Annotated in this window: 14 protein-coding genes; 12 read left to right on the top strand and 2 right to left on the bottom strand. The window is 37.8% G+C overall.

Going from position 1 to position 17937, the window contains the following annotated elements; translation table 11 throughout:
• Positions 1–12: 12 nt before the first annotated feature.
• The 8 genes from ACTJIV_RS18915 (at position 13) to ACTJIV_RS18880 (ending at position 9810) form a co-directional block, all read left to right on the top strand.
• The gene (locus ACTJIV_RS18915; RefSeq protein WP_440629133.1) at positions 13–1620 is read left to right on the top strand and encodes a DUF4270 family protein; all 1608 of its coding nucleotides are present in this window, start codon (positions 13–15) and stop codon (positions 1618–1620) included.
• 18 nt (positions 1621–1638) lie between these two features.
• The gene (glmS, locus tag ACTJIV_RS18910) at positions 1639–3492 is read left to right on the top strand and encodes a glutamine--fructose-6-phosphate transaminase (isomerizing) (protein ID WP_111959200.1); all 1854 of its coding nucleotides are present in this window, start codon (positions 1639–1641) and stop codon (positions 3490–3492) included.
• Between the two features lie 108 nt (positions 3493–3600).
• Entirely contained in the window at positions 3601–5022 is a 1422-nt protein-coding gene (gene gldK / locus ACTJIV_RS18905) for a gliding motility lipoprotein GldK (protein WP_111959202.1), read from the top strand.
• A 57-nt stretch (positions 5023–5079) separates the two neighbouring features.
• On the top strand, positions 5080–5772 hold the full coding sequence (gldL, locus tag ACTJIV_RS18900; protein WP_048503046.1) for a gliding motility protein GldL: 693 nt from the start codon (positions 5080–5082) through the stop codon (positions 5770–5772).
• Positions 5773–5825: 53 nt separating this feature from the next.
• On the top strand, positions 5826–7418 hold the full coding sequence (locus ACTJIV_RS18895) for a GldM family protein (RefSeq protein ID WP_111959206.1): 1593 nt from the start codon (positions 5826–5828) through the stop codon (positions 7416–7418).
• A 20-nt stretch (positions 7419–7438) separates the two neighbouring features.
• Positions 7439–8377, top strand: a complete 939-nt coding sequence (gene gldN / locus ACTJIV_RS18890; RefSeq protein WP_111959208.1) for a gliding motility protein GldN — start codon at positions 7439–7441, stop codon at positions 8375–8377.
• 54 nt (positions 8378–8431) lie between these two features.
• The gene (locus ACTJIV_RS18885; RefSeq protein ID WP_440629132.1) at positions 8432–9466 is read left to right on the top strand and encodes an NAD(P)/FAD-dependent oxidoreductase; all 1035 of its coding nucleotides are present in this window, start codon (positions 8432–8434) and stop codon (positions 9464–9466) included.
• Between the two features lie 86 nt (positions 9467–9552).
• Positions 9553–9810 (top strand): SemiSWEET transporter, encoded by a 258-nt coding sequence (locus ACTJIV_RS18880; protein ID WP_111959212.1) that lies wholly within the window; start codon positions 9553–9555, stop codon positions 9808–9810.
• A gap of 73 nt (positions 9811–9883) precedes the next feature.
• Here ACTJIV_RS18880 and ACTJIV_RS18875 read toward each other — a convergent pair whose 3' ends face one another.
• Both ACTJIV_RS18875 and ACTJIV_RS18870 read right to left on the bottom strand, forming a co-directional pair.
• The gene (locus tag ACTJIV_RS18875) at positions 9884–10321 is read right to left on the bottom strand and encodes an META domain-containing protein (RefSeq protein ID WP_116013147.1); all 438 of its coding nucleotides are present in this window, start codon (positions 10319–10321) and stop codon (positions 9884–9886) included.
• 30 nt (positions 10322–10351) lie between these two features.
• Entirely contained in the window at positions 10352–10744 is a 393-nt protein-coding gene (locus ACTJIV_RS18870; RefSeq protein ID WP_440629131.1) for a hypothetical protein, read from the bottom strand.
• 562 nt (positions 10745–11306) lie between these two features.
• Between ACTJIV_RS18870 and ACTJIV_RS18865 the strand changes: the two genes are divergently transcribed.
• The 4 genes from ACTJIV_RS18865 to ACTJIV_RS18850 all read left to right on the top strand — a co-directional run bounded on the left by ACTJIV_RS18865 (position 11307) and on the right by ACTJIV_RS18850 (position 17575).
• On the top strand, positions 11307–11696 hold the full coding sequence (locus ACTJIV_RS18865; protein WP_440629130.1) for a hypothetical protein: 390 nt from the start codon (positions 11307–11309) through the stop codon (positions 11694–11696).
• A gap of 147 nt (positions 11697–11843) precedes the next feature.
• Positions 11844–12929: an efflux RND transporter periplasmic adaptor subunit gene (locus tag ACTJIV_RS18860; RefSeq protein ID WP_223558428.1), complete on the top strand. Its 1086-nt coding sequence runs from the start codon at positions 11844–11846 to the stop codon at positions 12927–12929.
• A gap of 22 nt (positions 12930–12951) precedes the next feature.
• Positions 12952–16146, top strand: a complete 3195-nt coding sequence (locus ACTJIV_RS18855) for an efflux RND transporter permease subunit (RefSeq protein ID WP_440629129.1) — start codon at positions 12952–12954, stop codon at positions 16144–16146.
• Positions 16133–17575: a TolC family protein gene (locus ACTJIV_RS18850; RefSeq protein WP_440629128.1), complete on the top strand. Its 1443-nt coding sequence runs from the start codon at positions 16133–16135 to the stop codon at positions 17573–17575. The genes ACTJIV_RS18855 and ACTJIV_RS18850 overlap by 14 nt, the downstream gene beginning before the upstream one ends.
• Positions 17576–17937: the final 362 nt, after the last annotated feature.

Here is a 17937-nt window from a genome sequence, read left to right as displayed (position 1 = left end):
AACACATTTTTAATGATTCATACTGTTAAAAGGACCTTTGCCATACTTCTTATGGCGGTTTTCGGGAGTGCCCTTCTTTATAATTGCGAACCGGAGGCGGATTCACTGGGTGAGCAGCTTTTTATAGACGGTGCTGCAGAAGGTAATGTAACTTCTTACGACCTTATTGCTTATAATATTAATAATCATGATACAATCCGAAGTGATGCCGGCAGACTGGTAAGTCTGGTCAACACAAGTACATCTTATTCCGCAGCTGTTTTGGGGGCATTCTCTGAAGGACAGTTTGGTATGCAGAAAGCATCATTTCTTACTCAGTTGAGAATGAGTACAGATAATTTTAATTTTGGTACCACTCCAAAAGTAGATTCTGTAGTTTTGGTCTTAAAGCCGACCCCAGTGGCCGATTCTTTAGTTACACGACCTGTTAAAGATGAAAGTTTATTGGTAGGAAATGAAACAGTACCTGTTTCTACAACAATCAAATCTTATCCAACTGATTATTCTTTCAAATATGGTAAAATGAAATTAGGTCCAGGTGGAACACATACTTTATTACATATTAATGTAGATGAAGTTACAACATTTTTGGATGGTAATGATCCAGCTTTCAAGCGTTCTAACATAGTTGTGAACACCGGTACAGCACTTGGCTCTACTGTATTTGATGGAACTGTAACTGCTAAGACTATTACTAAAAAATCGGACAACTCAACTTTGTTTACTTCTGATGCTGGAATTAGAATTCCTTTAAATAAGAATTTTTTCCAGACCATGATTCTTGATAAAAACGGTAAACCAGAATTGATGGACGCTGCTAATTTTACAAGACACTTTAAGGGAATAAAGTTATCTGTGGCTGAGACGGACGGCTATCTTTTGCAATTTAGCCCTAATGACATGGAATTGATAATGTATTACACCAACGAAGTAAATAATAATGGTGTTGTTACAAGACCTCAGTCCAACTTCAAATTTCTTCTTACAGGAAATGTTGGTAACGCTCGTTTTGGACAATATGAATATAATAGAGCCGGTTCTGCATGGGCTACTGCTTCGTCAAATATCAATGAAATAGAAGGTGATACCAAACTTTATATGCAGGGAATGGGAGGACCTTCTGTAGGTGTAAAGATACCTGATGCAACCATTGCAAATCTTAAAACGCTATATCAGAATGATAAAGCAGCAATTATTAGTGCTAAAATCAGAATTTTCACAGATGCTGCAACCTGGAGTAATAATTATAGAAGAACAAATAATAACTTCTCTATTTTGCCTATTGATAAGAAAGATCCAGCTACAGAAGTACTTACTTCTTCAGGATTTATTGCAGATATAGATGCTGGATTTACATGGTTAAAGTCTTATAATTTAGATAAAAATCCTTCTTATTATGATTTTACTATAACAAAAACAGTAAAAGAAATTGTTGAAGGTACTGCTGAAAATAAGACATTGCTTGTTAATATTGGGCAGTTTATAAGTACAGGGACTTCATTCCTTGGCTATAAATATACATCCAGAGCATTTGCAACAGAAAGAGGAGTTTATGTAGGATCAGATAAAACGAATCCTAACAGAATTCAATTAAAAATCACTTACGGTACTAAAAAATAAATAAACACTAGACAAAATATGTGCGGAATTGTAGGATATACAGGGTTTCAAGATGCGTATGACATTGTAATCAACGGTCTTAGAAGATTAGAATATAGAGGATATGACAGTGCAGGGATTGTCTTGGAAGGCTCAAACAATAAGTTTGAAGTAGAAAAGACAAAAGGTAAAGTAGATGACTTAGTCAATATTTCATCACAGTTAAAAGGGACCGCTAAAATAGGGATGGGACATACCAGATGGGCTACCCATGGAGTTCCAAGTGATAGAAACTCACACCCTCACTTATCAAACAACGGAAAAATCGCTCTTGTACATAACGGTATTATAGAAAACTATGATACTATTAAAACAATGCTTAGCGAAAAAGGATTTACTTTCAAATCCGAAACAGATACAGAAGTATTGGTGAATCTTATCCAATATTTCATGGATTTGAAGCCTGAAACAGATTTCCCGACAGCTGTAAGATATGCTTTGAATGAAGTATATGGAGCGTATGCTATTACTGTGCTTCATGAAGATTATCCGGGAGTACTGGTAGTTGCAAGACTTGGTTCTCCACTGGCAATCGGACTGGGAGATAAAGAATACTTTATTGCTTCTGATGCATCACCTTTCGTAGAATTTACCAAAGAAGCGATCTATCTTGAAGAAGGACATATGGCTACAATTTCATTGGAAAATGGAGTAGACATCAGAACGATTAATGATAACTCAAGAATTGAACCTGAAGTTCAGGAGCTTAAATTAAGCTTAGAACAGATTGAGAAAGGCGGATACGAGCATTTTATGCTTAAAGAGATTTTTGAACAGCCTAAATCTATTCATGATACAATGAGGGGGAGACTTCTTGTGGATGAAGGGATTATAAAAATGGCCGGTATCTGGGATCATTTGGAAAGATTTAAAAATGCGAACAGAATTATTATTATTGCCTGTGGTACTTCTTGGCATGCAGGTCTTATCGGGGAATATCTTATTGAAGAATATGCAAGGATTCCGGTAGAGGTAGAATATGCATCAGAATTCAGATACAGAAACCCGATTATTACGGATAAAGATGTGGTTATTGCAATCTCTCAATCTGGAGAAACAGCAGATACAATGGCTGCATTGAAGCTGGCAAAAGAAAAAGGTGCATTTATATACGGTATTTGTAATGTAGTGGATTCTTCAATTGCAAGAATTACAGATGCAGGTTCATACACACATGCAGGTCCTGAAATTGGAGTAGCTTCTACAAAAGCATTTACTGCACAGCTTACCATCCTTAGCTTAATTGCATTAAAATTAGGAAAACATAACGGTAATTTAGGAAACGCTGAATTCATGAGCTTAATCGCTGAATTGGATGCTATCCCTAAAAAAATAGAAGAAGTTTTAAGTACAACCCACGAGTTGACTCAAAATATTGCAAAAGACTTTATAAACACAACAAATTTCCTTTATCTGGGAAGAGGATATAATTATCCTGCGGCATTGGAAGGCGCTTTAAAACTGAAAGAAATCTCCTATATCCATGCAGAAGGATATCCGGCAGCAGAAATGAAGCACGGACCTATCGCCCTTATCGATGAGAACATGCCAATCGTTATTATTGCCCCTAAAAAAGGACATTACGATAAGATTGTAAGCAACGTTCAGGAAATTAAGGCCAGAAAAGGAAAAGTGATTGCTGTAGTTAACAAAGGAGATAAGCAGGTAAGTGAAATGGCAGATTATGTTATTGAAATCCCTGAGACTTCAGAATGTTTCTCACCAATCGTAGCATCTGTGCCTTTGCAGCTATTGGCTTACTACATTGCTGTATACCGAGGAGCCAATGTAGATCAGCCGAGAAACCTGGCAAAATCTGTAACCGTGGAATAAAAAACAGTTGTAAATAAAATAAATTTAGATTTCTTCCGTTATTTCAAAAAAAATCTTAAAAGTTTCTTAAAAAAATTATATATTTACGGCTTAATTATAAAAATTAACATGAAAAGGATATTTCTTTTATTATTGTCTGCGTCGGTAGCATCAGTATCTTGTTCAGGTGGTGGCAGTTCTTCTGTAGGGAAGCCTGGAACAAAAGGAGAATTGATACCAAGAGAAAAAACGAAATCATTTGTTGCGGAAAGACCATTTGGAATGGTTGGTATTCCTGCAGGTTCATTTGTTGCTGGTCTTGCAGATCAGGACCCAACAAATACTCCTGAAAAAGCTTCGTTGAAAACTGTTACTGTTTCCTCTTTCTTCATGGATGAAGCGGAAACTACCAATGCAGAGTACAGAGTATTTATCAATTATGTAAGAGATTCCATTGCGAGAACTCTACTAGCTGAAGCTGCTGGGGAAGGCGGTGAAGAAGGCGGACGTAGAGGAGCAAGCATCGGTGACTATGCATACCTTGCTAAAAAAGAAGAAAATTTAACACCTTATCAAGAATATTTAGAAGGCCAGGGAGGAAGAGAAGATGGAGGCTATGATGCAACTAAAAGACTAGACTGGAAAATCCCTTTACATTGGAGTACCGGAAAGTATCCTGATGTAGAATATGCAGAAGTTCTGGAATCTATGTACCTGCCTGCTTCTTCTAGAATCGGAAACGAAAGAATTTTAGACGTTAGTAAACTAAAATACAATTATCAGTGGGAAGATATGGATGCCGCACTTGCTGAGAACGAAAGAGGAGCTAACTTCCTTAAAAGTTCAAGCATTGCGATCTATCCGGATACTACAGTTTGGGTAAAAGATTTCCACTTTGCTTACAACGAGCCATTGTTCGAGCAATATTTCTGGCACAAAGCCTATAAAGATTATCCTGTAGTTGGGGTAACCTGGGATCAGGCAAGAGCTTACTGTAACTTCAGATCTAAACTGAAAACAGATTATAACGAAAGCTTAAAAAGAAAAAAACAAAGACCAATGAAGTTCCGTCTTCCTACAGAAATCGAGTGGGAATATGCTGCCAGAGGCGGAATGCAAAATGCTACTTATCCTTGGGGAGGTCCATATTTAATGGATGACAGAGGTTGCTATCTTGCCAACTTCAAACCTAAGAGAGGTAACTATATGGAAGACGATAAAAAAGGTACTTATACATATACAGCTCCAGTAAAGAAATTTAAGAAAAATGGATTTGGGTTATTTGATATGGCTGGAAACGTTTCTGAATGGACAGAATCTGCGTATAACAACTCTTCTTATGGATTCTCTTCTACGTTAAATCCTTCTACGAAGAATAAAATAGATACGAAGAAGTCTGTAAGAGGTGGATCTTGGAAAGATATAGGATATGCTCTTATGACAGGTGCTAGAGATTGGGAAAGAAAAGATTCTGCAAGAAGCTATATCGGATTCAGAACTGTACAGGATATTCCTGAAGCAGCTGTTAAACCAAGAAGAGTTAACAGATAATTAACCAGACAATTTTTCAATAACAATTTTATTTAACATTAAAAAAACTAACTTAATATGTTTAAGACTAAAGATGCTTGGATGAATTTCTTTTATTCATTCGGTGCTGCAATTGTAATTCTTGGAGCTTGGCTTAAAATTACTCACATTACCTTGGGACCAATTAATGGTAATATGGCTCTTACAGTGGGTCTTATCACGGAGGCTATTATCTTTATTATTTTCGCATTTGACCCTCCGAAATCTGAAGAGTCTTATGCATGGGAAAATGTATATCCTGAACTATTGGATAAGCATGCCAACCCAAACCCTTTACACTCTAATGTGTCATCCAAAAACAATGCACAGCAGTTTGCAGAATTAGAAAATTCTCTTTCAAATAAATTAGACAAAATGCTTCAGGAAGCAAAACTGGATGTTCAGTTATTTGACAGACTTAGAACAGGTATCGATAAGTTCTCCAGCTCTGTTGATCAGATCAACCAGACTGTGGACGTATCTGCTTCCACTCATAAATATAATGATCAGCTTAACAAAGCAGCTCAACATATGGAAAGCATGAATGCCTTATATGCAATGCAGCTTGAAAACGGTAAAAAACAATCTGAATTTGCTAACAAATATGTTGCTGATATGCAGAAATCTGCAGAGCAGTCTGAAAAATTCAATCAAGAGTTACAAGGTTTAACAACTAATCTTAACAGCTTAAACAGAGTTTATGGTGGTATGCTTACTGCTATGAAGTCTTAATTCCTAACCATTTCTAAATTTAACTACTTAATCAAAAACTAAAAGAAAAGAGAATGGCACAAGGAAAACAGACCCCTCGTCAGAAGATGATCAACCTGATGTATTTGGTGTTCATCGCGATGATGGCCCTAAATATTGATGCAGAAATCATCAGATCATACTATGACTCTACCAGAGCTTTGAATGAAACAAGAACTTTAACGGAAAAAAAGAATGAAAAAATCTTTGAAAAAACGTTAGAGGCTAAAGCTCAGCAGGTTCCGGATACCTATGCACAGCCTTGGGAACAGTATAAAGTTTTAAAAGGTAAAATCGATTTATTGGTATCATCTGCTCAGGGTATTAAAGATGCCTTGAAAAAACAGTCCGATTTCCATGATAGAGATCCAAAAACAGGAAAAGAGATTGATGTAAGTGAGAATTTTGCAGCATTGAACAACAATGAGGCGACTACAGAATACTTCTTCAAAGAAGGAGATGAGAATGCACCTTCAAAAGGAGCTTTAGAATTGAAAGCTAAAATTGATGATGTAAGAAATTATATCAATGCAACTTTTGGCAGCAATGCGCAATTAAAAGATTTGGTGGACAGAGCTAATAAATCTCTGATTGCCGAATATCCTAAAGGAAAATCTCCAAATGATAAGACCTGGTTTCAGAATAAATTCTATCACCAGCCGTTAATCGCTGCGATTTCAAACCTTGAGATCATCCAGAATGATGCTAGAAACGTACAGTCCGATGCATTGGCATTATTACTTCAGGAGAAAGTGGATGCGAATATCAAATTCTCAAGCTATGAGCCTATTGTTTCAGGTCCGGTAGACATCCAGGCAGGAAAACAGGCAGAAGTAAAAGTAATGTTAGGTACTTATTCCAATAGCAACAAGATCAGTATTTCTGGTGTAGGCAGAGTAGAAAATGGTAAAGGTATCACTTCAATATCAGGTTCTGGTATCGGAGAACATAAATTAGGAGGAACAATTACCTTAACGGATGCTTCAGGAAAACCTCAGAGTTTCCCATGGACGCACACGTATAATGTAATCGCAGGTCCAAGAGAAGTAAAACTTGAAAAAGGATTATTACTTTCTGCTGATAAAATGAACGTAATGTATAGAGGACTTGAGAATCCTGTTTCAGGATCTATCTTAGGTGCTGATAATTCTAAACTTTCATTATCTGCTCCGGGAGCATCTGTAAGAAATACAGGCCCAGGAAAATGGATCGTGAAGCCTACAACAGGTAACGTAGTTAGATTGACATTATCCGGAATTGATCCTTATGGAAAATCCGTATCTCAGGTATTTGAATATAGAATTAAAAATGTGCCGCCACCACAAGGTCAGATGAGAGGACAGAATGTATTGTCGATGCCGGCAACTTCTATTCCTAACCAGTCTGTACAGGCAGCGATTCCAGACTTCGACTTCCCGGTTTCATTCAATGTTACCCAGTTCATGGTTAGAGTTCCTGGAAGAGCAGCATTACTGATCCATGGAAATTCATTAAGTGATGCCGCAGGATTAGTTAAAAATCTTAGATCTGGAGATGTAGTTTCAATTTTCGAAATTAAAGCTACAGCACAAGGATTAGAAGGACAGCAGATTAAAAACATTACTCCTATAATTATTAATGTTCAATAGGACTAAAATTGTAATTTATTATGAAAAAATATATTAGCAGCCTTTTAGTATTAGTTTCGGGATTTGCTTTATCCCAGACTATTCTGAATGCTTCTTCTCCAGAAGAGTTCAGACAGATGAGAGAGGAAAACAAACAAAAAGTTGGTGATACTATTATTGATAACACAGTAAAGCCTCTTGAATATGGTTTTGTAGAAGATAAAGATATCCTTAAGAGTATGTTTGTTTGGGAGATCATTGATATGAATGATAAGATCAACCAGCCATTCTATTATGACAATCCGGATGGGCTTCTTTCTACGCCTACCAGATCTTTATACCAGTTACTATTAGATGGTGCATTGACAGGGAAGATTGAGCAGGTTTATGATGATGAAAACTTTACCGTGAAACTTTCACCGGAAGGCATTCAGAAAAGACTTGAAAAAGTAGTAATCAACGATGCTGCCATTGATATTCTTAACTCCGGAAGACAGTTAACTGAACAGGAGAAAAAAGAATATACCGACGTCTTCAAGACTACTACTGAAAAGGTAAAAGTCCTTAAGATCATGGGTATGTGGTTTATCGATAAGAGAGACGGACAGATGAAATACAGACCTCTGGGGATTGCAGCAATGGGACCAGATCCTGCTGTACAGGGAGTTATTGGACCAGATGGTAAGCCGATTGCCAGTAATGATGAGCTGATCGATTTATTCTGGATCTACTATCCGAATGCAAGAGATATTCTGGCAAACAACTATGTTTACAACAGAAAGAATTCTTCTGCTGACCTGTCTTTCGATGATATCATCAATGCAAGAAGATTCTCTTCAGTTATTTACAAATCATCAAGCGGTTTAGGTGATGGTACTATCAAGGACTATATTCCTAAAGATGCTGAAGATCAGTTGGAAGAAAGCGAAAGAATCAAGGCGCAGATCCTGAATATGGAAAATGATATGTGGAATTACTAGATTTCACTTGATATTTATACAAAACCTGAGTACTTTTACTCAGGTTTTTTTATTATGAAACATGTAGACTATATTATTGTTGGAGATGGATATGCGGGATTGTTTTTTGCTCATCAGTTGATTAAGCATAACAAATCTTTTGTACTCTTTTCAGAGGGGAGAAAGAGTGCTTCCCAGGTGTCAGCCGGAATTATCAATCCGGTGGTCCTCAAAAAATTTACAACCTTCTGGAAAGCACAGGAACAAATTAACTTTCTGAAAGACACTTTGAATGAAATAGAATCTTATACCGGGAAAAATTATCTTATCAATTCACCGATTCACCGGGTTTTTCATGACGGGAATGAACAGAACCTTTGGCTCAAAAAATCAGATAACGAAGAACTTTCTAGTTTCCTTGATAAAAAATTCGATCATTTAGAGGTGGTAAAAAACGACTTTAACACGGGAAAGGTCAATCAGTCTGCCAGACTTCAGGTAAGTGGATTTTTCGGGGATCTATTTGATTTTTTAGAAAAAAAAGAACTCCTGATTAAAGAAAAATTTGATTATGAAAAATTAGATGCTTCTTCAGCTACTTATAAAGATTTTCAGTGTAAGCATATTATATTTTGTGAAGGAATGGGGGTGAAAGAAAATCCTTTTTTCTCAGATATAGCTGTTATTCCCAACAAAGGACATCACATCAAAGTAAAACTCTCCGAAGAAATTCCAAAAGATATTACGATCAAAAAGAAACATTTCTTGTTCCCAACAGATAACGGACTCCATTTCTATGGCGGAACCTACGATCGAGAACAGCTTCATCATCATGTTGACGAATCTGCAGTTACACAGCTTGTGAATGGACTGTCGGAAATTTATCCGTATGATTTTGAAGTTAAAGAAGTGAATTTTGGTTTCAGGCCGACAGTAAAAGACAGGAGACCTATTATCGGAAGACATGCATCACACAAAAACCTGTATGTATTCAATGGCCTTGGGGCAAGAGGAATTCTGAATGGCTGTTATTTTTCAAAAAGCCTGTATCAGTTTATTGAAGACAATATTCCGCTTCACGAAGAAGTCTCCGGTGAAAGATTCAAATAGGTAAGGTGGAAGTAATACTATTGGCCTTTCAATTTATTACTGTTGCTGTGAAATTTGATGAAATACATTTTAAAAGAATTGAAACTATGAATGAAAATATCCTGGGAATAATAGCTGGAGTCCTTACTTCCATCTCCATGATCCCCCAACTGATCAAAGTTATTAAAGAGAAAAATGTGGATGATATCTCCCTGGTCATGCTCATAGTGCTTATTACAGGCCTTTCGCTCTGGGTTTGGTACGGCTTTATAAAAGATGAGCTGCCCATTATTTTATCAAATGCTTTTGCTGTTCTGGTCAATATAAGCCTTCTGATCTGCTATATGATCTATAAAAAATCTTAAGAGAATTTATAATAAAAAAAGACGTTTCGCAAATTGTAAAACGTCTTTTTTATATCGTAAAATTTTAATTTAATTATGGTTGAAGAACAAATTTAGCCAAAGGAGCCATTCTTGCCTTATTCAATGTCAGCGTATTGCCGTTTACAGAATAATTATCTGCGGCAAGTACTGCTTTTGTAAATAATTGTTCAGTTTCAAGATCCTCACAGGCCATCATCGTAGACATTCCCTGGTTGAATTTAATTCTCATCATATCAGGCTTAATCTCAAAAGTGCCTCCAAATCCATTGCATCCGGCATGACCTTCATACCTCATACCTTCCGTATTAAGCTTAAAGTAAGGATTGTTCTTTGGGTTTTTAAGCTGGATCGGTTGCCCGTTCAGTTCCGTCAGCTTCCAAGTTTTTCCTGTAATATCTGTTGGCTTTTGCTCAGTAGCTGGTGTTGTTTTGCATGCCGTAAGAAATACAAATAAGAAAAGAGCAGACAAATAATAATATAAGTTTTTCATAATATATTTTGTGTAAGGTTGGTGATTAAATTAATAAGAAGCCATTTTTGTAGAGCCGGATCCTTTTGTTTCACGTTTTGCATGGAACAGGACCATATCTACATTTTTTTTCAGTAAAGTGATATTTCCTTTGATATTTGAATACTGATATTCCTCGTTGCTAGCAGTATACTCAGGAAGCGCATCACTTTTTTTCAGATCATAGGTTTTGCCCTCCAGATGTACTGTTGCCGTACCTTTTGTATGATTGATGATAACCTCAATTTTTTCCCCATAACTGTCGGTGAAAACATCTTTTGAAGTTTCATCTTTGCTTTCCGGTACTGTCTCTGTAAGTACCTCTGCTTCTTTGCCCGGATGCTTACACGCTGTTGAGGAAAGGACTGCCAGCCCGATAAGGACCGATGTAAATAATTTTTTCATAGTGATAAGTGATTGGTAAGTGTATCATGAAATAGTGATATTAATACTATATAAATTTACAAATATTTTTAATAAATATATGTTAATTTTACATAAATTAATCTGATATTTTTATCTGTTATGCATTACAGTTCTTTACAGGCGTTTTTATAAATCATAAAAAGACCGGATTTTTAAAGATTTGTAAAGAATAAATTACCGCAAGAATGCTCTTTGAGCTGTCGGCTTTAAGAATGAAATAGTACAGTTTTTTTCATAGGTACATTTGTTGTTTTAATTGATTGCAAAAGTATTAAAATTATATGATGCTGATACCCAGTAAAAAATGATTTAAATCATGCCGTTTAGAATTCCTTCTTTTTCATATTCAGTTAAAAATAACAAATTACTCAATTCTAGATTTCTCTGTAAATAGTTATTTTGAAACTCTTTATTTAGATTCAACAAGAACTTCAGTATTTCTAATGGCTAAATTTTTTCTTCAGCTAATTTAAAGGAGAGTTAAATTTTGTTAATCTGCTATGAGGATATACATATCTAAATGTACATTTGCCACTTCAAAATGAGAAACTTTCTAATATACTTTTTGACTGGCCTTTTTCTGCTCTTCGTAGTAGAAAGCAGGCTTAGCGTTAAAACACTTCGAAATGACTATGCAGGTCATGTTTCTCACCATATGCCTAAAAAAGCCAATAAGCTGAACCAGACTTTCGAAAAACTCTCCGTACAGCAGATGGCAGACAATGTAGAAAATGCCAGCTTAGAGCTTACTGAAGAAGATTTTCAGCTTTCTGACACCATACAGATTATTGCTGTATTTGCAGGAGTATTCAGTCTTGTTTATATTTTTGGCCTTCGTTCCTTTAAAAGCAGAAAACCTGGTTTTCATGGTTTTCTTTCGCTCTATTCCAATGTTAAAACATTCATTCTGATCCGTTCTATCAGAATTTAAAATTCATTTTTCCCAATTTATTTTCTGTCCTCAGTCCGGATAGGAAATATCCTGCGTTGCATATGCCAATAATCTTATGGTGCAGGATCTCTATTACCAAACATTCTTATTTTCAAACATTAACGATTTATATTAAACTCTAGAATTATGATCAAAAGAGTTGCCTCAGGCATTGCGATAAGCACCCTTTTATTGACTGTTGGCTGCAGTCAGAAGAAAGAAGAAAAAGAAGAAGCCACAGTATATCCCGTCACAAGTCCTGTAAAAATGGATACCGTGATTAATAAAGAATACGTAGCCCAGATCCAGTCTGTGAAAAACATCGAAGTCCGTGCGCAGGAGAAAGGATTCCTTGAAAAAATTTATGTAGATGAAGGACAGTATGTACACGCAGGACAGACCCTGTTCAGAATTATGCCTCAGCTGTACCAGGCTGAATTATTAAAAGCGAAAGCAGAAGTAGAGCAGGCTACCATCGAATTAAAAAATGCAAGCACCCTGGCCAGTAACAACATTGTTTCTAAAAATGAAAGAGCAATGGCCAAAGCTAAGTTGGATGCTGCCAATGCTGAAATGAAACTGGCACAGATCCATTTATCTTTTACAGATATCAAAGCGCCATTCTCAGGGGTAATCAACAGAATTCCTTTAAAACTGGGAAGCCTTGTAGACGAAGGTGATCTGTTAACTTCTTTATCAGACAACACCAACGTTTACAGCTATTTCAATGTTTCAGAACCTGAATATTTAACTTATCAGACACACGCTGCCGACAGAGGGAGCAATCAGGTATCTCTGATTATGGCTAATGGCGAAATGCTTTCTCAGAAAGGAGAAATTCAGACCATAGAAGGAGAATTCGACAATGAAACAGGAAATATTGCCTTCAGAGCAAAATTCCCGAACCCTGACAAACTGCTTAGAAATGGCGAAACCGGAAAAGTACAGATGACTCTTCCTGTGCATAATGCGCTTATCATTCCGCAGAAAGCGACTTATGAAATTCAGGATCAGAAATATGTATTCATCATCGATAAAAATGGAATGGCAAAATCCAGAAATATAAAAATAGCTTACGAGTTGCCGGATCTTTATGTGGTAGCTTCAGGGCTTGAACAAGGAGATAAAATCCTTTTAGAAGGGGTACAAAAAGTAAAAGACGACCAAAAAATACAGACCAAATTCCAGGATCCTAAAAAAGTTCTTCAGTCATTGAAACTAAAAGCAGAGTAGTCTACTCGTAAAACGAAGCAGTATGTTTAAGAAATTCATCCGCAGACCTGTTCTGTCTATTGTGATCTCGCTGATCATTGTATTTATGGGGATTCTGTCGCTGGTAAAACTTCCAGTGACCCAGTTTCCCTCCATTTCACCACCTAAAGTAAATATCACCGCAGAATATCCGGGAGCCAACAACGAACTATTGATTAAATCAGTAGTTATTCCCCTCGAAAGAGGTCTGAATGGTGTTCCGGGTATGAAATATATGACCTCCGATGCCGGTAACGATGGCGAAGCTTCCATTCAGATCGTATTTGATCTCGGAACAGATCCCAATGTTGCTGCGGTAAACGTTCAAAACCGTGTATCTTCCGTTGTTAACAAGCTGCCGCCTCTGGTAGTGCGTGAAGGGGTAAAAATTACCCGTGAAGAACCCAACATGTTGATGTACATTAACCTGTACAGTGATGATCCGAAAGCTGACCAGAAATTCCTTTTCAACTATGCCGATATCAACGTGATGTCAGAATTGAGAAGGGTAAGTGGAGTAGGGTTCGCAGATATCCTCGGAACCCGTGAATATGCTATGCGTATCTGGCTTAAACCGGACAGGCTGACCGCTTACAATATTTCCGCAGACGAAGTGATGGAATCCCTGAACCAGCAGAGTTTGGAAGCTTCCCCCGGAAAAACAGGAGAAAGTTCAGGAAAACGCTCCCAGTCCTTTGAATATATTCTGAAATATTCCGGACGTTTCAATAATGAAAAAGATTACGGAAATATTATCTTAAAAGCAAAACCGGGCGGAGAATTTGTAAGATTAAAAGATGTGGCTGATATAGAATTCGGTTCCTCAATGTATGATATCTATTCTACATTGAACGGAAAGCCTTCTGCAGCGATCACTGTAAAACAGTCTTACGGTTCCAATGCAAGTGACGTTATCAAAAATGTAAAAACTTTGATGAAAGATCTTGAGAAAAACAACTTCCCGAAAGGAATGCATTACGACATCAGTTATGATGTTTCCAGATTCCTGGATGCATCCATGGAAAAGGTTATTCATACCTTATTTGAAGCCTTTATCCTGGTAGCAATCGTGGTATTCCTGTTCCTTGGAGACTGGCGTTCAACCTTAATTCCTGCGCTGGCGGTTCCGGTTTCACTGGTTGGTACATTTGCCGTCATGTCCGCATTTGGAATTACGCTAAACATGATCTCGCTCTTTGCATTGGTAATGGCCATCGGGGTCGTTGTCGATGATGCAATCGTAGTGATTGAAGCCGTCCATGCCAAGATGGAAGAAAAAGGACTTTCCCCATTAAAGGCGACGGAAGAGGCCATGCATGAAATCAGTGGGGCGATTATCGCAATCACTTTGGTTATGGCATCCGTATTCATCCCGATTGCATTCATGTCCGGTCCGGTGGGAGTATTTTACCGTCAGTTTTCCATTACCATGGCTTCAGCGATTATTCTTTCAGGGGTTGTAGCCTTGACACTGAATCCGGCTTTATGTGCTTTGATTTTAAGAAACACTCACGGAAAAGCCAAAAAGAAAACCCCAATTACCATTTTCCTGGATAAATTCAACAATTTATTTACAAAAGGTGCCGGGAAGTATGAGAAAATGCTGAATAAAACGGTTAAGAAAAAATCCATCACGCTTCCTTTACTTCTGGCATTTTGTGCCTGTACATATTTCTTAAGCAACTCACTTCCTTCAGGATTTATTCCGGCGGAAGACCAGGGAATGATCTATGCCATTATTCAGACCCCTCCGGGATCTACTTTGGAAAGAACCAACCAGATTGCCAAAGAATTATTAAGGGAATCTGAAGATATCGATGGTGTACAGTCCGTTTCTTCACTGGCAGGATACGAAATCCTGACGGAAGGTACCGGATCCAACTCAGGAACCTGTCTGATCAACCTTAAAAGCTGGGAAGAGCGAAAAGAATCTGCTGCTGAGATTATTGAAAAGCTTGAAGAAAAAGCCAAAAATATTCCCGGTGCCAATATAGAATTCTTCCAGCCGCCTTCCATTCCGGGCTATGGTGCCGCAGGAGGTTTTGAGCTCCGTTTGCTTGATAAAGCAGGAAGTGGGGATTACCATAAAATGGAACAGGTAAGTAATGATTTTGTAAGAGAACTGAAAAAACGTCCTGAGCTTGGATCTGCATTTACATTCTATTCTGCAAGTTTCCCTCAGTATATGTTGAAGGTAGATAATGACCTTGCGGAACAGAAAGGAGTAACGATAGAAAATGCAATGGATAACCTGTCTACCTTAATAGGGTCTAACTATGAGACCAGTTTTATCCGTTTCGACAGACCTTATAAAGTGATCGTGCAGGCAGGTCCTCAATACCGGGCTTTGCCTACAGATCTCCTGAAACTATATGTGAAAAATGATAAAGACCAGATGGTTCCGTATTCAGACTTTATGAGAATGGAAAAGGTATATGGATTGTCAGAAATTACAAGACATAATATGTATAATTCTGCAGAAGTAAGTGGAACTCCGGCACCGGGATACAGTAGCGGTCAGGCTATTAAAGCAATCCAGGAGGTGGCGGATAAGACCCTTCCTAGAGGTTTTGGTATCGACTGGGCAGGTATTTCCAAAGATGAAGTGAGCAGAGGGAACGAGGCTGTGTTTATCTTCCTGGTCTGTCTCGGATTTGTATATCTGATCCTTGCAGCGCAGTACGAAAGCTTTATTCTGCCGTTGCCGGTGATCTTATCGCTTCCGACAGGTATTTTTGGAGCATTCTTATGCTTGAAATTACTAGGTCTGGAAAATAACATCTATGCTCAGGTAGCCATGGTCATGTTGATTGGTCTGTTAGGTAAAAATGCGGTACTGATCGTAGAATTTGCCGTTCAGAAGAAAGCAGAAGAAGGAATTCCTGTAGCGAAAGCGGCTATCGAAGGGGCGGCGATCCGTTTCCGTCCAATCTTGATGACTTCATTTGCCTTTATTGCAGGCCTTATTCCATTGGTAATCGCAACCGGACCGGGAGCTGTAGGAAACAGGACAATTGGTACTGCAGCTGCAGGAGGAATGCTGATAGGAACTATTTTCGGACTTATGATTATTCCGGGGCTGTATTATATTTTCGGAACCATCGCAGAGAAATCGAGACTGGCAAGATATGAAGAGGAAAATCCTTTAACAGAACAAACTGAACCTTATCAACACGATAACAAACATGAAGATTTATAATAAATATATAGCAGCCATTGCTCTATCGCTTATCCTCGTAGGCTGTAGAGCTCCTATGGCCACTGTTATAAAAGATGAAGTAAAAGAAAACCTGCCTCAGAATTTTAATCATGAAGAGCAGCAGGATGTCAGCGTAAACAGTGGGACAACTCCCTGGAGACAGTTTTTTACAGATCCAAATCTGGTGAGCTTAATCGAAACCGCTTTAAAAAACAATCAGGAATTACTGATCACACTTCAGGAAATTGAAATTGCGAAAAGTGGGGTATTAGCTAAAAAAGGAAAACTGACACCAACGGTATCAGCCGGAATAGGAGCTGGAATAAAAAAAGCTGGCCGCTATACCAGTGAAGGAGCCGGTGATGCCACTACAGAAATAGAACCCGGAAAAGAAATGCCCGATCCTTTGGGCAATTTTGAAGGCGGATTAATGGCCAACTGGGAGATTGATATCTGGAAAAAGCTCAGAACTGAAAAAGAAGCGGCTGTTGCTCATTATCTTTCTACCGTTGAGGGGAAAAACTTTGTATTATCCAATCTTATTGAAGAAGTAGCGGACAATTATTATGAATTGTTGGCGCTGGATAATCAATTAGATATTATTCAGCAATATATTAAGCTGCAGGAACGAGCGCTGGAAATTTCCAAAATTCAGAAAGAAGCTGCAGCGGCTACGGAACTGGCTGTTAAGAAATTTGAGGCGGAACTGGCAAAATCCAAAGCTGCAGAATATACGATTCGTCAGGATATCACAGAGAAAGAAAACCAGATTAATGCGCTTTTGGGAAGATATCCTCAGCCTATCGTGAGAACGAAAGAAAGCTTTATGTCTACAATGCCACAGACTGTTTACACAGGAATACCGTCTCAGTTATTAGCTAACCGTCCGGATATCAAACAGGCAGAACTGGAATTAAAAGCTGCAAAACTGGATGTACAGGCTGCAAGAAAGGAATTTTATCCGTCACTGGAAATTTCTGCAACATTAGGATTGGAAGCCTTCAAACCTTCTTATCTGGTTAAGTTACCGGAATCTATTGCTTCCAGTCTGGCTGGAGAGCTGGCCGGGCCATTAATTAATAAAAGTGCGATCAAAGCAAACTTTCAGACTGCTGATGCAAGACAAATACAGTCGCTGTACGAATATGACAAAACAATTTTACATGCTTATTTGGATGTAGCAAATCTTATGTCAAAGGTTAAGAATATAGATCAGTACTATCAGTTGAAGTCGCAGGAGACCAAAGCGCTTGATCAGTCTATTGATATAGCGAATCAGTTATTCAAAAATTCAAGAGCGGATTATCTTGAGGTTCTTCTGAATCAGAGAGATGCTCTGGATGCCAAAATGGAGCTGATTGAAGCTAAGCAGAAACAGCTGAGCACCGTTGTAGACATCTACAAAAGTTTAGGGGGTGGCTGGAAATAAGACATCATAATTCTATCAATAAAACAGTTAATGTTTTGAGCTGATCCCTTCGGGGATTGGCTCTTTTTGTTTTTTATGAATGAGATTTTATTGCATTTAGGATTAATTTTATTCACTGGTTGTTTGAAATAGACAGAAAATATTCTTGTATATAAAAATTTAGATTAAATCTCAAGGGTGGGACTTGAAATGCGTTAAAAAATGTTAAATTTGCAAAAAAATATAAAAACTAAATACACAAGCAGATGAAGAAAATTTACTCTGGTGCATGTATTCTATGCACGGTTCTTGGACTTTCTGCCCAGGAAGTATTATGGCAGAAAGACATCAAATCCTCTACACAGGATTTTCTAAGCCAGGTG

It is taken from the genome of Chryseobacterium sp. 22532, assembly GCF_052044665.1.
GTDB lineage: Bacteria > Bacteroidota > Bacteroidia > Flavobacteriales > Weeksellaceae > Chryseobacterium > Chryseobacterium lathyri.
The sequence above is the reverse complement of the archived record's forward strand: the minus strand, read 5'-3'. Positions and strand labels throughout refer to the sequence as shown.

What these genes read in the sequence shown, in the direction of transcription:
- gldN (WP_111959208.1), top strand. Translation starts at nt 7,439, where the DNA reads ATGAAAAAATATATTAGCAGCCTTTTAGTATTAGTTTCGGGATTTGCT.
- ACTJIV_RS18870 (WP_440629131.1), bottom strand. Translation starts at nt 10,744, where the DNA reads ATGAAAAAATTATTTACATCGGTCCTTATCGGGCTGGCAGTCCTTTCC.
- gldL (WP_048503046.1), top strand. Translation starts at nt 5,080, where the DNA reads ATGTTTAAGACTAAAGATGCTTGGATGAATTTCTTTTATTCATTCGGT.
- ACTJIV_RS18885 (WP_440629132.1), top strand. Translation starts at nt 8,432, where the DNA reads ATGAAACATGTAGACTATATTATTGTTGGAGATGGATATGCGGGATTG.
- ACTJIV_RS18855 (WP_440629129.1), top strand. Translation starts at nt 12,952, where the DNA reads ATGTTTAAGAAATTCATCCGCAGACCTGTTCTGTCTATTGTGATCTCG.
- ACTJIV_RS18880 (WP_111959212.1), top strand. Translation starts at nt 9,553, where the DNA reads ATGAATGAAAATATCCTGGGAATAATAGCTGGAGTCCTTACTTCCATC.
- ACTJIV_RS18850 (WP_440629128.1), top strand. Translation starts at nt 16,133, where the DNA reads ATGAAGATTTATAATAAATATATAGCAGCCATTGCTCTATCGCTTATC.
- ACTJIV_RS18860 (WP_223558428.1), top strand. Translation starts at nt 11,844, where the DNA reads ATGATCAAAAGAGTTGCCTCAGGCATTGCGATAAGCACCCTTTTATTG.
- glmS (WP_111959200.1), top strand. Translation starts at nt 1,639, where the DNA reads ATGTGCGGAATTGTAGGATATACAGGGTTTCAAGATGCGTATGACATT.
- ACTJIV_RS18865 (WP_440629130.1), top strand. Translation starts at nt 11,307, where the DNA reads ATGAGAAACTTTCTAATATACTTTTTGACTGGCCTTTTTCTGCTCTTC.
- ACTJIV_RS18875 (WP_116013147.1), bottom strand. Translation starts at nt 10,321, where the DNA reads ATGAAAAACTTATATTATTATTTGTCTGCTCTTTTCTTATTTGTATTT.
- ACTJIV_RS18895 (WP_111959206.1), top strand. Translation starts at nt 5,826, where the DNA reads ATGGCACAAGGAAAACAGACCCCTCGTCAGAAGATGATCAACCTGATG.
- gldK (WP_111959202.1), top strand. Translation starts at nt 3,601, where the DNA reads ATGAAAAGGATATTTCTTTTATTATTGTCTGCGTCGGTAGCATCAGTA.
- ACTJIV_RS18915 (WP_440629133.1), top strand. Translation starts at nt 13, where the DNA reads ATGATTCATACTGTTAAAAGGACCTTTGCCATACTTCTTATGGCGGTT.